This window comes from Proteiniphilum sp. LBM24028, from assembly GCF_056629195.1.
This window is the reverse complement of record NZ_CM152817.1, coordinates 2,877,537-2,893,319: the sequence shown is the minus strand read 5'-3', so window position 1 is coordinate 2,893,319 and position 15,783 is coordinate 2,877,537. Positions and strand designations below refer to the sequence as shown.

The 15,783-nt window shown below is 49.2% G+C and carries 8 protein-coding genes; 2 read left to right on the top strand and 6 right to left on the bottom strand.

Annotation, left to right across the window (positions count from 1 at the left end; all coding sequences use genetic code 11):
- Nucleotides 1-50: 50 nt before the first annotated feature.
- Both AC1HCU_RS11685 and purL read right to left on the bottom strand, forming a co-directional pair.
- Nucleotides 51-458 carry an acyl-CoA thioesterase gene (locus AC1HCU_RS11685; RefSeq protein ID WP_480366165.1) on the bottom strand — a complete coding sequence of 136 codons (408 nt, stop codon included), beginning with the start codon at nucleotides 456-458 and terminating at the stop codon, nucleotides 51-53.
- A 1-nt stretch (nucleotide 459) separates the two neighbouring features.
- A complete protein-coding gene (gene purL, locus AC1HCU_RS11680) occupies nucleotides 460-4,158 on the bottom strand; it encodes a phosphoribosylformylglycinamidine synthase (RefSeq protein WP_480366163.1) in 3,699 nt (1,232 codons plus the stop codon).
- Nucleotides 4,159-4,309: 151 nt separating this feature from the next.
- Here purL and AC1HCU_RS11675 point away from each other — a divergent pair, with 151 nt between their 5' ends.
- On the top strand, nucleotides 4,310-4,951 hold the full coding sequence (locus tag AC1HCU_RS11675; RefSeq protein ID WP_480366161.1) for a LysE family translocator: 642 nt from the start codon (nucleotides 4,310-4,312) through the stop codon (nucleotides 4,949-4,951).
- 11 nt (nucleotides 4,952-4,962) lie between these two features.
- Here AC1HCU_RS11675 and AC1HCU_RS11670 read toward each other — a convergent pair whose 3' ends face one another.
- Nucleotides 4,963-5,460: a metallophosphoesterase family protein gene (locus tag AC1HCU_RS11670; protein ID WP_480371174.1), complete on the bottom strand. Its 498-nt coding sequence runs from the start codon at nucleotides 5,458-5,460 to the stop codon at nucleotides 4,963-4,965.
- Between the two features lie 172 nt (nucleotides 5,461-5,632).
- Here AC1HCU_RS11670 and ppk1 point away from each other — a divergent pair, with 172 nt between their 5' ends.
- Nucleotides 5,633-7,720 carry a polyphosphate kinase 1 gene (gene ppk1 / locus AC1HCU_RS11665; protein WP_480366159.1) on the top strand — a complete coding sequence of 696 codons (2,088 nt, stop codon included), beginning with the start codon at nucleotides 5,633-5,635 and terminating at the stop codon, nucleotides 7,718-7,720.
- A 10-nt stretch (nucleotides 7,721-7,730) separates the two neighbouring features.
- Here the strand turns inward: ppk1 and AC1HCU_RS11660 are convergent, their stop codons facing one another.
- From AC1HCU_RS11660 to rpoC, 3 genes are all read right to left on the bottom strand, one after another.
- Nucleotides 7,731-8,711, bottom strand: coding sequence for a DUF4249 domain-containing protein (locus tag AC1HCU_RS11660; protein ID WP_480366157.1), 981 nt, complete (start codon nucleotides 8,709-8,711; stop codon nucleotides 7,731-7,733).
- 6 nt (nucleotides 8,712-8,717) lie between these two features.
- Entirely contained in the window at nucleotides 8,718-11,165 is a 2,448-nt protein-coding gene (locus tag AC1HCU_RS11655) for a TonB-dependent receptor (RefSeq protein WP_480366155.1), read from the bottom strand.
- Nucleotides 11,166-11,382: 217 nt separating this feature from the next.
- Nucleotides 11,383-15,669 carry a DNA-directed RNA polymerase subunit beta' gene (gene rpoC / locus AC1HCU_RS11650; RefSeq protein WP_480366153.1) on the bottom strand — a complete coding sequence of 1,429 codons (4,287 nt, stop codon included), beginning with the start codon at nucleotides 15,667-15,669 and terminating at the stop codon, nucleotides 11,383-11,385.
- Between the last annotated feature and the right edge of the window lie 114 nt (nucleotides 15,670-15,783).

The window sequence follows — 15,783 nt, the reverse complement described above, 5'->3', positions numbered from 1 at the left end:
TTTTAGCGGTCAGCTATCAACTATGAGCTATCAGTTATAGCAGGAAATAGTCAGTGGATGTACTCTTTGAATGCTTCGTCAAACACATCCGGGTCCGATAGTTTGCCATTTACCAGATTGACCACTTCTATCTTTGCCCTTGCGCAGACTATTTTATCCGGTAACCGGATTATTTCCTGATGAAAGACATATTTTACATTCACTCTTTCAATGCGGGTGATGGTACATTTAAAGGTATCCATTCCTATCAGGGGTACTTTGTACCGTATCTCCACCTTTGCTACCACCGCATCGACGCCTTGCAGATGGAGTTGGTGAAAGTTCAATCCTGCCTTCTCCAGAAACTCATGGCGTGTTACCTCGAAGTAGTGCTGATAATTGGCATTGTTCACATGGCCCTGAGTGTCGCACTCATAGTCGCGTACCTTCAGTATATGTTCAAAAACCGGTTCACCCACGTCAGTTGCTTTTTTTTCTTTTTACCCATTCCCTCGCGTTGACAAACGCCTCCATCCAGGGAGTCACCTCATGTTTGCGGTAGGCAAACGGATAGTATGCATTTTGCCAGGGGAAGATGGTACGCTCCAGGTGAGGCATCATGGCCAGGTGACGGCCGTTGGCCGAACATACGGCTGCAGTGGCATAATCAGATCCGTTTGGGTTGCCGGGATAGGTATCGTATACATATCTGGCGGCAATATTGTACATGGATGCTTCTTCCGGCAACACGAAGCGCCCCTCGCCATGGGCAACCCAGATACCTGTTTTCGTGCCTTCAAGCGATCCAAACATCACGGAATTATTCTTTGGGATTTCTACACTTACGAAGGTCGATTCAAACTTGTGCGACAGGTTGTGTGCCATCCGGGGATGCTTGTCACCCATTTCCGGAAATATAAATCCCAGCTCCATCAGCAGCTGACAGCCATTGCATATGCCCAGACTCAGTGTATCTTCACGTGCAAAAAAGTTTTCGAGCGCCTTTTTTGCCTTTTCATTGTAACGGAAGCCACCGGCCCATCCCTTGGCAGAACCCAGTACATCGGAGTTGGAGAAACCTCCGCAGAAGACGGCAAGCTGCACATCTTCCAGGGTTTCACGGCCCGAGGTGAGGTCGGTCATATGAACATCCCTCACATCAAAGCCTGCGAGATAAAGCGAATAGGCCATCTCCCGCTCACCATTGGTCCCTTTCTCGCGGATGATGGCAGCGGTAAGTCCAGAACGTTCTTTGCGGTCCGGGTTTAGTGCCAGGTCTTCCATCCTGCCGGTAAAGGAAGGTTTGATGTCGAACTGAAGCGGTTGTTTTTTGTAGTTTGTGTAGCGCTCAGTGGCGCGCACTTCACCGCTCTGCTTCCTGTCGAGCAGGTAGGAAGTCTTGTACCACACGTCGCGCAGATGGTCAATATCAAACTCTTGCCTGAATTCATCCCTGGCAATGATCAGATTGCGCTCTTCAATGGGGCGTGCCACGATGGCAAATCCCACACCATAATCGTCAAGTATTTTTTCTACCAGGCGGTGATGCTTTACCTGAATGAGTACGCCGGGGTTTTCAGAAAAGAGAACCTTAATCAGGTCCGCATGCCTGATCTTGTCGAGGTGTGCTTCCAGCCCCCCGCGGGGATTGGCAAAACACATCTCCAGCATGGCGGTGATCATACCACCGGCAGAGATGTCGTGCCCGGCGAGGATCAGGCCACGACTGGTGAGTTCCTGTATGGCGGCAAATGCATTCTTGAAATACTCGGTATCTGTTACGGTGGGTGCTTCATCTCCAACTTTGCTCATGGTTTGAGCAAATGCCGATCCCCCCAGCTTGAATGTATCGAAGGAGAAATCGATATAGTAGAGATAAGTTCCCTTGATATAAGCCAGTACAGGTGAAACGATCCTGCGGATATTCTTTACCTCGGCGGCTGCTGAAATGATGACCGTGCCGGGAGAGAAAATCTTGTCGTCTCCATATTTTTGTGTCATTGAAAGAGAATCCTTGCCGGTAGGGATGTTGATGCCCAGTTCACCGGCAAATTCCGAACAGGCTTCCACCGCCTTGTACAAGCGGGCATCTTCGCCAGGGTTGCGGCAGGGCCACATCCAGTTGGCACTGAGAGAGACTCCCTGCAGCCCATGGGTGAGCGGCGCAAATACAATGTTTGTCAGTGCTTCTGCCACGGCCATCACCGATCCGGCAGCCGGGTCGATCATCGCTACCTGGGGTGCATGGCCCAGTGAAGTAGCCATGCCGGCATACCCTTTGTAATCGAGTGCGATGGCGCCGCAATCGCTCAGTGGCAACTGTATTTCTCCCTGGCACTGTTGTCTGGCAATCTTGCCGGTCACCGAACGGTCCACCTTGTTGGTGAGCCAGTCTTTGCAGGCCACGGCTTCCAGTTTCAGTACGTTTTCGATATATGTCCCCAACTGTTCCGGGTTGTACGCAGGCGCTCCGTATGTCTCTTCCATGGTGCTGTCTTCCATGATGGTCACGGGCGGTTTTCCGAAGAAATCATCCAGTTCCATGTCGATGGGATTGACACCGCCCGGCTCGCGGAAAGTGAATCGCATGTCGTCGGTCGTTTCACCCACCACATACATGGGAGTCCGTTCACGAGAAGCAATCCGTTCAATGCGTTCGATATCCTTCTGTTCTATCAGGAGACCCATGCGTTCCTGGCTCTCGTTACCAATGATCTCCTTTGAAGAGAGGGTCTTGTCGCCCACCGGAAGTTTGTCAATGTCAATGACTCCCCCGGTTTTTTCGACCAGCTCGGAGAGGCAGTTCAGATGGCCGCCGGCACCATGGTCATGAATGGAGACGATGGGATTCTCTTCCGACTCGGCAAGCGAACGGATCACATTGGCCACACGTTTTTGCATCTCGGGGTTGGCTCTCTGCACCGCATTCAGCTCGATACCGGAGGAATATTCTCCCGTATTGACCGAGGATACAGCGCCGCCACCCATGCCGATGCGGTAGTTGTCGCCTCCCAGCACCACCACCTTCTCACCACTGCGGGGATCACCTTTCCGGGCATCACGCTTGTTGGCGTAGCCTACGCCACCGGCAAGCATGATTACCTTGTCGTAACCAAACTTTTTGTAGTTCTCGGCATGTTCAAAGGTGAGCACGGAACCGCAGATGAGTGGCTGTCCGAATTTGTTGCCAAAGTCGGAGGCTCCGTTTGATGCCTTGATCAGGATCTGCTCCGGCGTCTGGTAAAGCCATTTGCGCGGAGGAAGCGTCTGCTCCCATTCGCGGCCTTCTTCCAGACGGGGGTAGGAGGTCATGTAGATGGCGGTCCCGGCTACGGGTAACGACCCCTTGCCACCGGCAAGCCGGTCGCGGATTTCTCCTCCCGTGCCGGTGGAGGCCCCGTTAAAAGGTTCCACCGTGGTGGGGAAGTTATGGGTTTCGGCTTTGAGTGAGAGCACGCTCTCTATCTCTGTAGTCTGAAAAAAATCGGGCTTGTCGCCGCTTGCAGGGGCAAATTGTTCAATTTCCGGGCCCTGTACAAAAGCCACATTATCCTTATAAGCAGAGATGAGGTTGTTGGGGTTGATCTGAGACGTGCGTTTAATGAGCTGAAACAAGGAGAGTTCTTTCTCCTCTCCGTCAATTATAAATTTTCCGTTGAATATCTTGTGCCGGCAGTGCTCCGAGTTTACCTGCGAGAATCCGAATACTTCGCTGTCGGTCAGCTTACGCCCCATTTTGCGGCTCACGCCGTTCAGATATTCGATCTCATCCTCACTCAGTGCGAGTCCCTCTGTACTGTTGTATGCTGCGATGTCATCAATATAAAGGATCTTTTCCGGTTGTTTGTCGATGATGAAAAGTGTTTGGCCAAGGCTTTCGTATTTTCGCTGCAGCATCGGGTCAAAATCGAAGGGAGTATCTTCCGTCACAGGCGTATATTCCTCTATGCGGGTGATGCCTTCAATACCCATGTTCTGGGTGATCTCTACGGCACAGGTACTCCAGGGAGTGATCATTTCCCTGCGCGGGCCGATGTACGGTGTGGGGATTGTCTCCGCATCGAGCGGCGTTGCGTTCCCGAAAAGCCAGTTCAGTTTTTCGATTGTTTCAGAAAAAAAAGCCGATGCTGATTCTACGGCGATCACGCTTTGAGAGGGGGTACGGAAAAATGAAATCATATCTCTTCTATTTGAATACACAAAAGTACATGAAAATCGAGGCATTTCCAAGCAGGTGAAATGAAAACTAAAACTCATTTTGTCCGTTTTCAGATTGGGCGTATCTTTGCGGCCGAATTAACATCGCTTCATTGCCGAAACTGCACGATTTATGCTTGAAACCATCGCCAAAGGTTTTCTTATCGGATTCCTGGTCTCATCGCCCATGGGGCCAATTAACATACTTGTTATCCAGCGCACGCTCAACCGGGGACGGTGGCACGGCTTTGTCACCGGATTGGGAGCTGTGCTGTCGGACTTTATGTATGCCACAGTCACGTTGATTGGGTTGAGTTTTGTGTCAGACTTCCTGAAGGAAAATGAGAGCGGGCTGCAGGTGCTGGGAAGTGTCATCCTGATCTTATTCGGAATCGGTGTGTTTCGTACCAATCCCCTGAAAGGGTGGAAACCCGACAGGGTGGTGGGTGAAACACGGTATCTGAAAGATTTTATTTCAGCATTTCTTCTCACCAGTTCCAATGTAGCGATTATCCTGGTGCTTGTGGGGCTTTATGCACGATTTCCATTGAACCCTTTGACCGACGGCCCCGTTTCGCTTATTGCCGGGTCGATTTCATTTCTTGCAGCGGCGGTGTTGTGGTGGTTTTTGCTGACTACTCTTGTGTCGCGACTGCAGAGGCATTTCAGCCGGCGTGGTTTAATTCTGCTTAACAGAACCATTGGGACCTTGCTTGTAATATTGGGAACAGGAGGTGTCCTGCTCTCTGTTTTCCCGAATCTGCAGCCTTTGTAACCACGCTTATCTTATTCCTGCCTTCCGATTTCTATTACTTCAAGGTCTCTGATATCTCCCTCATCCAGAACAAAACGGAGAAGCGTACGCACACGGTGAAAGCCGTACTTTCCTGCAGCACCCGGGTTCATATGGAGGCAACCCAGTTTCTTATCGTACATCACCTTCAGGATGTGGGAGTGGCCTGAAATAAAAAGTTTAGGAGGACGGGCAAGCAGCTGTGCACGGATGGAAGGGTCATAGCGACCCGGGTAGCCGCCGATATGTGTCATCAGTACCTCTACGTTTTCGAGGGTGAATCGCTGCGTTTGTGGATAGGCACTGCGGGTTTTGTAGTCGTCGATATTACCATAGACGGCACGAAAAGATCCCAGTGCTGCAAAACGACCGGCAAGCTCCAGCGAGCCGATGTCGCCGGCATGCCATATTTCGTCGCAGGACGATAAATAGGTTTCAAACTTCTCGTCCCAGTACCCGTGCGTGTCGGACAGTAACCCGATTTTTTTCATCTTTCCTGTTCTGTTCACGGCAAAGATAATTTATTTTAGGGAAACAAACCTCCTCAATTCTTCGTCCGGATTGACAATATCTCCCGGCGCCATAAACTCGAAACCCCAAAAGATTTTTTATTCGAACAAACTTTGTATTTTTGGAGTTTAAAGAGTTTCTAAACCGCTGTCAATGGAAAATAACCAATATTCTTATTTCAAACGTGATATCAGCTGGCTCTCCTTTAACTACCGGGTACTTCTGGAGGCGAAAGACGAGCGGCTACCCATCTATGAGCGAATCAAGTTCCTCTCTATTTATTCTTCCAATCTGGAGGAGTTCTACAAGATTCGTGTGTCGGGTTACCACAGTTCTCTGTTGGAAAATATCAAGCGGGACGAATCGATTGAGGAGGCCATGCGGACCATAGTTCAGATCAACAGTGAAGTGACAGCCCAGGAGAAAGAATATTATGCGATATTCAACAACATGATACTGCCTGAACTTAAGAGAAACAGTATTGTGTTGTACCAGACAGATAAAGTGGAACCTTTTCACCGTGCCTATGTGGAAAAATATTTCAATGAAGAGGTGTTCCCTTATCTGCAACCTATGGTCATTATGAAAGATGATATCCATTCTTTTATTCAGGATGGGCGCATCTATCAGGTGATCAGTTTGCTGCAAAGAAGGAAGAAAAAGGAGACAGAAGGTTTGAAATACACCTATGCCATCATGAAGATTCCCTTCACCAAAATTCCCCGCTTCATTGAGCTGCCTTCCTACGGAGGCAATTATTACATCATGTTTATCGATGATGTGATAAAGGCGAACATGCAGAGTGTCTTTCCCGGATACGAGATCGTGGACTGCTTCAGCATCAAGATATCGCGCGATGCCGACTTCTCGCTGGAGGATGAGGACCAGAAGGATATTGCCGAAAAAATTCTTCGCAAGGTGCGTAAGCGTAAGATTGGCGCGGTAACGAGGTTCCAGTATGACAAGGATATGCCCGATTATTTTCTGCGTTATCTATGCGAAGCATACGAAATCGAGGAGGAGGAGCTATTGCCTTCGGGGCGTTATCTGAATCTGTCGGATCTGTCGAACCTTCCTAACCCTGTGGGAGATTCGTTAAAACAGAAGCTGCCGCAGCCTTTGCGTGTGCCGGAACTGGAGTCGAACACCTCTATCCTGCGTGTGTTGCGAAAGCAGGATGTGCTGTTGCATTTTCCGTACCAGTCGTTCGATTACCTGTTGCGTTTTCTGATGCAGGCAGCGTTCGACCCCAAGGTAATCGAAATAAAGGTAACCCAATACCGGGTAGCAGAAAACTCAGCCGTGATCAACAGCCTCATCAGTGCCGCCAAAAATGGTAAGAAGGTAACTGTGTTTGTTGAGCTGAAGGCCCGCTTCGATGAGGAGAACAACTACCTCTCCTCCGAACTGATGCAGCAGGCCGGGGTAAAGATCATCTACAGCCTTCCGGGGCTTAAGGTGCACGCCAAGCTGGCTTACGTGCGCAAGCGCAGTAATGATCCCGATGACCCCCTCAAAGGTTATGCTTACCTGGGTACGGGCAACTTCAACGAGAAAACGGCCCGCATCTATTCGGACAAGGGCCTGCTCACTTCGAACAAGGAGATCATCAAGGATATCGACGAAGTCTTTCGTGTGTTGGAAGGAAAACCCTACACGCACGATTTCAGGCATCTGCTGGTGACTCAGTTTAATATGCTACCCTACATTTATCAACTGATTGAACGTGAGATTGAAAGTGTAAAGAACGGCGGATTGGGATATATCATTTTGAAAATGAACAGTCTGGAAGACAAAGGGATGATCAATGCCCTTTACCGGGCCAGTGAGGCCGGGGTAAAGATCGACCTGATCATCCGGGGAATCTGCTGTCTGATACCCAATCAGCCTTTCAGTAAAAATATCACGGTAACCCGCATTGTAGATGCCTATCTGGAACATGCGCGGGTGTGGTACTTCTTTCATGATGGAGAAGAAAAAGTATACCTTACTTCTGCCGACTGGATGGAACGCAACCTGCACCGCCGTATCGAGGTGGCCTTTCCTGTCTACTCGGAAAAACTGAAACGGCAGATCGTGGATATCCTGAAAATCCAGCTGGAAGATAACCAGAGCGCCGTATGGGTGGATGAACATCTGGATAATGTGTTTAAAAGGGACACGACCTCACCTGATGAAGCACCTGTCCGGGCGCAGCAGGCAATTTACGACTACCTGAAAAAGTCTACCGGGTTGTATTGAAACAGATACTTTATGGATTTGAATCGTCCCGGGAGCAAGTGAACACCATCTTATGACTGTTATAAGCGCCCAGAATACCGACGTGGTTTGTCATGTTTGAATGCACCTGCGTGGCCTCCACGATTGGAATTCCATTGTTACTGATAGCCTTGTTGGCTGAAATAACGTAGAGGTACAAATCTTTTGACATTTGCGCCACTTCAATTTCATACTCAATGGTTTGGTCGGGATCCGTCTGCACCGGCTCATGAAAAATAAAGTTGAGCCCCAACTCCTTCCCGTTCACAAACAGATCGGTAAAGATATTTTTAATATTACGGTTGCCGTCATCTTCCTCCCATAGAATTCCGGATACGGCATCCCCTCCTCCCACAACCTGTTTGTTGTCGAGGATGTCCGATAACTTCAGGTCAAGGGGATAGCTGAACTGCAACATGCCTTGATAATAAGCGTTCCTTCTCCCTTTGATGAAATAGTAATTCTCCTGCTCCGGATTATCGGTCAAAGTCAATTTTATATTCAACTCAATTAGTTTCTCACCTGTGTTCCCATCCGGATAAGAGTTCTCCTTAACCGTTTCGGTAACACTCTTCACGCTGAGATTGACATTTTCCGGCATCATCGTCTTTGCTCCTAACTTCTCAAATCCGGGCGCCTCCACTTCAATCCCTATCTCATCCGACGGCTTGGGTACGTAGCTGCCTTTATACACTCCTTTCCCTTTGTGAGCAAGCTTTTCCATAACTGTGCCATTTACGTAAAGAGTAACGGCGGCATTTTCCACATCGGGTATCGGCGATACCTTCCCGAGTACGAAACGACTTTGAGAAATGTGTGCCGATACCACGGAGTCGGTATTTACCGTACTGTTTACAACCAGCATCGGATCAGTAACCTCTCCTTTAAACGCAATATCTTTTTCGCACGAGATAAATATGCCCAATGATATTGCTAAAAGAACCGCAAACGCGGGAGTATGTTTTTTCTTCATATCTTTTTAAAATTTGATGGTGTAACTTACAGAGGGAATAATTGGAAAAAGAGTAGCCTGCTTGAGTTTGTTAACCGTTTCATATTCGCCGGTTTGCGGATTTTGCCGGCTGTGTGAGTCGGCATATACGAAAAACGGATTCCAACGGTTATATACATTGTATATACTGATATTCCATGTGCGAAGGTTCCCCCGTTTGGTCACCTTGTGAAAATTCACACCCAGGTCCATTCTATGGTAACTGTTGTAGCGGAAATTATTTCGCGCCGAAACGTGAGGTATCTCTACGGAGACCGGATAAGGATTGTCCAGGTTGGGATATCCGGCGCCTTTCACCTCGTGAAAGGCGAATGTGGCGGCATTTCCCGTGCTGAAGACCCATGAGCCCGACAGATCAATACGCTCGGAAAACTTATGTGTAAGCGTGAGGCTGATGTCGTGACGACGGTCATATTTCGCCGGAAAAGGTTTCCCGTTGTTGAGTTCGTTGCCCGGTTCATCGAAAATCCTATCGGATTTCGACCAGGTGTAACCCACCCATCCGGTGGTGTTTCCAAAAGAACGCTGTGCCAGTAACTCCACACCGTAGGCGGTTCCGCGTCCTGTACTCACCTTGTCTTCCCAGTTGGTCGATATGCCCATGAAAGAGGCGCCATCCTTATATTCGAGCAGGTTGCCCATGGTCTTGTAATATCCTTCCACCGAGAAATCAGCAATGCCCGCCATGGAGTAAAAGAGGCCGGCGGAATATTGGTGCGAGTTCATGGGTTTTATCCTTTTCGTTACTGGCACCCAAAGGTCGGTAGGCAGGCTCACCAGGCTGTTCGACAGCAGGTGGATGTATTGGCTCATGCCGGCATATCCTGCCTTAACCGACAGGTTGTCGGTAAGCAACAGGCGTACCCCCGCCCGCGGTTGTAACGAGGAGTAGTTCTGATTTTGAACGTGAAAAGTTGAAAAGTGCACCCCCAAGTTCACTTTCAACAGGTTGCCAATTGATACATTGTCTTCGATGTAGCTCATCGTCTCGTGTGCATATACGACGGGACTCCCAATGACCGTGTCCACCTTGTTGACTATTTCCGAATCCACAAACTTCATTGAAGTGACGTCGGGCCGGAAGGTATGGTAAGTGTAATTTGTACCAAATTTGATGTCGTGAGCACTGTTTGGTGTGTAGTCGAAATCCATTTTGGCCGTCCAGTCGCGAATACCTGAGTTATAAGTCAAATTCAGTTCGCTTTTCTCTTCCTTTGGCGGCGTTTTGCTTTTGTCTGTTTGCACGTTCTCGGCGCCCAGCCCTAACTTTGAGCGATATCGCGTAAACGATGCCGTTGTGTTCATAAACAACTTGTTGTTTACAACATGGTTCCATCGCAAGGCAGTCACCACGTTTCCCCATCCCCAGTTGAGGTTGGTGTAGTCCTTGTCTTCAAAGTCCATATTGTAGGAGACCCTGGTTCGCACTTTCGCGTAAAGAGCGTCGTCGCCCAGGTAGGCGCTCAGGTAAAGTTTGTCCCTGTCGGAAAACTTATGTGTGAATTTGGCATTCACATCGTAGAAATAGTATCCGGCGGCAGTGTTTCCGTCGCCTCCTTCCGCTTTAGCCGCGGCTTTTATCAGTGGCTGGGTCAACACGTCGATATAAGTTCTTCGGGCCGATACATTGAAAGTGGTTTTTTCCCTGATGATAGGCCCTTCGAGTTGAATTTTAGAGGAGATCAGGCCGATACTTGCCGTCCCGCGTATTTTCTTGTCGTCACCGTCTTTCATACGTACATCTACTACCGATGACAATCGTCCGCCGAATCGTGCCGGAAAGCTTCCTTTATATAATGTGACATTTTTCAATGCATCGCTATTGAAAACAGAGAAAAATCCCAGCATGTGATTCACATTGTAAAGCGGCACGCCATCCAGTAAAAGAAGGTTTTCGTCGGGACCGCCGCCGCGTACGTAAAGCCCTGCAGAGCCTTCGGTTCCCGATTGCACACCCGGCAAAAGCTGCAACGCTTTTATCAGATCGTTCTCACCCAGTAGCGTGGGGATATTTTTTATCAGATTGATGGGTACTTCCACCGCACTCATCTGCGAACCCTTCACGCCCATTTCAGATCTCATCCCCACAACGGTAACCTCATCGAGTGTATTGTTGAGCTTCAGGGCGATGTTTAAAACAGTATCTTTATCCAAGACAAAAGTTTTTTCGTCAGTCTCATACCCGATGTAAGAGTAGTTGAGCGAAACCTCGCCCTTGGGTAATGTGAGCGAGTAATATCCATAATTGTTGGCAGCCGCTCCTTTTGATGTTTTTTTGTCGATCACGGTGGCTGAGATCAATGTCTCGCCATTCGCGGCATCTGTAACATATCCGCTCACGGTGTGGTTCTGGGCGGCCAGTGTGCCGGCTGCCAAGGTGAAAAACAAGAGTAACCTCTTTCTCAGTTTGCACATACTTGGTGGTTTTTTTATAATTATGATAATTGTCATGTGGATTTACAATAAAGACTCGATATGCTCAATATCTCTACAGCGATGAGTCTTAAATAAATTTAATTCAATAGGCATCCATGTTATTTGGTCTAAGCAAGGGTTATTTGTAGATAAGACCAACAAAAAAACCCGTGCCGTAATACCGGACACGGGTTTTAAAAAAGTTATTTCAAAGCAATTATTCTTCTACTGCGACTTCCTGGAACAGGTTGCTGCGCTTATTCGCGTTCAGTTTGTCGAAGTCGTCGCGTGAACCTACCACGAGCTTGTCGAACTCCCGCTGGCCGGTGCCGGCAGGTATAAGGTGTCCGCAGATTACGTTCTCTTTCAAACCTTCCAGGGTGTCGGTCTTTCCGTTAATGGCAGCATCGTTCAGCACCTTGGTCGTTTCCTGGAACGAGGCGGCAGACATGAAGCTGGTAGTTTGAAGTGCTGCACGGGTGATTCCCTGCAATACCTGGTTGGCAGTTGCCGGGATGGCATCACGTGCTTCCACCGTTTTCATGTCGCGTCGTTTCAGAGAACTGTTCTCGTCGCGCAACTTGCGTACGGTGACAATCTGACCGGGCTCAAAGATCTGTGAGTCACCGGCGTCCATGATCACTTTTTTGCCCCAGATGCGGTCGTTCTCTTCCATCATCTCGTGCTTGTCGACCAGCTGTTGCTCAAGGAAACGGGTGTCACCCGGATCTACCACCTCCACCTTGCGCATCATCTGACGAACAATCACCTCAAAGTGCTTGTCGTTGATCTTCACACCCTGCAGACGATACACATCCTGTACTTCATTTACAATGTATTCCTGTACGGCGGTCGGTCCCATGATCGCCAGAATATCGGATGGCGTGGTGGCGCCGTCGGAGAGATGCATTCCGGCACGGATGTAATCGTTCTCCTGTACCAGTATCTGCTTGGATAACGGAACCATATACTTCTTGGTCTCTCCTGTTTTGGAGGTGACGGATATTTCCTGGTTCCCCCGTTTAATCTTGCCATACGATACTTCTCCGTCGATCTCGGCAACCACGGCCGGGTTGGACGGATTACGCGCTTCAAACAGCTCGGTCACACGCGGAAGACCTCCCGTGATGTCACCAGCTTTACCTACGGCACGCGGAATCTTCACCAGCGTATCTCCTGCTTTTATCTCATCGTTCTCGTTTTTCACAATGTGCGAGCCCAGTGGAAGCGTATATGTACGCAGGATATCGTCGTCCTCATTTACAATGTGTGCCGAGGGGGCTTTGGTCTTATCACGCGATTCGATGATTACCTTTTCCTTCAAGCCGGTCTGTTCGTCCGATTCAACCTTGTAGGTCATGTTTTCAGTGAAGTTCTCGAAACGGATTTTTCCGGTTGCTTCAGAAACAATTACAGCATTGAATGGATCCCATTCGCAGATGAGGTCGCCCTTCTGCACCTTGTCTCCGTCATTAAAATAGAGCTTGGATCCGTAGGGGATATTGTGTGATACCAGCACGATTTTCGTGTTGAGGTCGATGATACGCATCTCCACAAGACGACTCACGACAACCTTATAGGGTTTGCCTTCGGTATCGGTTGTTTCTACATAACGCAGCTCGTCAAACTCCACAACACCATCGTATTTGGTGACGATGCTGTTTTCTGTGGCGATGTTGGAGGCGATACCTCCCACGTGGAACGTACGTAGTGTAAGCTGTGTCCCCGGTTCCCCGATGGATTGTGCGGCAATTACGCCCACGGCTTCACCCTTTTGTACCATTCGCCCTGTGGCCAGGTTCCTGCCATAACATTTCGCACAAACACCGTGATGCGATTCGCAGGTAAGTACCGAGCGGATCTCCACACGTTCTATGGGAGACTCGTCTATCTTTTTCGCGATGTCTTCGGTGATTTCCTCTCCGGAGTTCACGAGAATTTCACCCGTACTGGGGTGCTGTACGTCGTGCACCGAAACACGGCCCAGGATACGCTCGTAAAGTGAGGCGATCACCTCGTCGTTGTTCCTGATGGCTGTAGCCACAAGCCCGCGCAATGTGCCGCAGTCTTCTTCGTTGATGATGACGTCTTGCGAGACATCAACCAGACGACGGGTCAGGTATCCGGCATCGGCTGTTTTCAGGGCCGTATCGGCAAGACCCTTACGGGCACCATGGGTAGAGATGAAGTACTCAAGCACCGATAGTCCCTCCTTGAAGTTCGCGAGAATGGGGTTCTCAATAATCTGAGCCCCTTCGGCACCGCTCTTTTGCGGCTTGGCCATCAGTCCGCGCATACCCGAAAGCTGACGGATCTGTTCGCGTGAACCACGGGCGCCGGAGTCGAGCATCATGTATACCGAGTTGAATCCCTGATCATCTTCCGACAGCTGCTTCATAAGGATATTCGATAACTTGGAGTTGATGTGTGTCCAAGTGTCAATGATCTGGTTATAACGCTCGTTATAGGTGATGAACCCCATGTTATAATTTTCCATGATCTGTTCCACTTCGGCATATCCTTCCTGGATGAGAGTGTCTTTCTCTTCCGGAATGATTACATCTTCAAGGTTGAACGAGAGCCCTCCCTTGAAGGCCATGGTGTAACCCAGATCCTTGATGTCGTCGAGATATTGTGCCGTGCGGGCTACACCACAGGTCTTGATCACCTTGCCAATGATGTCGCGAAGCGACTTCTTGGAGAGAAGTTCGTTGATGTAACCTACCTCCTTGGGGATGGCCTCGTTGGTAATCACGCGGCCGACAGTGGTTTCGTGCATCTTGCGGACCGGATTTCCTTCCTCGTCGATGTCGTCCACAATTACTTTCACCAGGGCATGAATGTCTACAGCTCCTTCGTTATAAGCGATGATGGCTTCTTCTTCACCGTAGAATGTCATTCCTTCGCCTTTTGCTCCGGGACGGATTTTTGTGATGTAATACAACCCGAGTACCATGTCCTGCGAGGGAACGGTGATTGGGGCACCATTGGCAGGGTTGAGAATGTTATGCGAGGCAAGCATCAGCAGCTGTGCTTCCAGAATGGCTTCATTGCCCAACGGAAGATGTACGGCCATCTGGTCCCCGTCGAAGTCGGCGTTGAACGCCGTACATGCCAACGGGTGCAACTGAATGGCCTTCCCTTCAATCAGCTTGGGCTGGAATGCCTGGATACCCAGACGGTGCAGGGTAGGGGCACGGTTCAACAGTACCGGGTGGCCTTTCATCACGTACTCCAGGATATCATATACTACCGGTTCTTTCCGGTCCACAATCTTCTTGGCCGATTTCACCGTCTTCACGATGCCTCTTTCAATCAGCTTGCGAATGATAAACGGTTTATAGAGTTCGGCGGCCATATCCTTGGGAAGACCGCATTCGTGCATCTTCAGCTCGGGACCGACCACGATCACGGAACGTGCCGAGTAGTCCACACGCTTACCAAGCAGGTTCTGGCGGAAGCGTCCCTGCTTTCCTTTCAAACTGTCGGAAAGTGACTTCAACGGACGGTTCGACTCGGTTTTAATGGCACTCGACTTGCGAGAGTTGTCGAACAGGGAGTCTACGGCCTCTTGCAACATGCGCTTCTCGTTGCGCAGGATCACATCGGGGGCCTTGATGTCGATCAGTCGTTTCAACCGGTTGTTGCGGATGATCACACGACGATAGAGGTCGTTCAGGTCGGAAGTGGCAAAACGACCACCATCCAGGGGTACCAACGGTCGCAAATCAGGCGGGATCACGGGGATCACTTTCATGATCATCCACTCCGGCTTGTTGATACTCTTTGATCCGCGGAAAGCCTCCACAACCTGTAACTGCTTCAACGCTTCATTCTTGCGCTGCTGCGATGTATCGGTACTGGCACGGTGACGCAGCTGGTTGGCCAGCTTGTCGAGATTGAGTCTCTCGAGCAGGTCGAGGATGGCCTCGGCACCCATCTTCGCGATAAACTTATTTGGATCACTGTCCTCAAGCATCTGGTTTTCCTTGGGTAATGTCTCCAGCAGATCCAGATATTCTTCTTCGGTGAGCAGATCTTTTTCGGCCACCTTTTCTTCGAGTACCCCGGCCTGAATGACCACGTAACGTTCGTAGTAAATGATGGTGTCGAGCTTCTTGGTGGGAATACCCAGCAGATAACCTATTTTATTGGGTAACGACCTGAAATACCAGATATGGGCTACGGGGACAACCAGATGAATGTGTCCGGTACGTTCGCGGCGTACCTTTTTCTCGGTCACTTCCACACCACAACGGTCGCAAACAATACCCTTGTAGCGAATACGTTTGTATTTTCCGCAATGACATTCGTAGTCTTTAACGGGCCCGAAAATACGCTCGCAGAACAAACCGTCACGCTCAGGCTTATAGGTACGGTAGTTGATTGTTTCGGGTTTCAATACTTCACCGAAAGAGTTTTCCAGAATTTGTTCCGGCGATGCCAGCCCAATTGTAATTTTTGAAAAGCTACTCTTTATTTTGTTGTCTTTTCTAAATGCCATATATATAATCTGTATAAAGAGTTGTTATATTTAATGTGCTAATATACCAATGAGTAAACTGATTTGAAGATTCGACGACTGATTAATCATACATATATTAGTAAATCTACATCT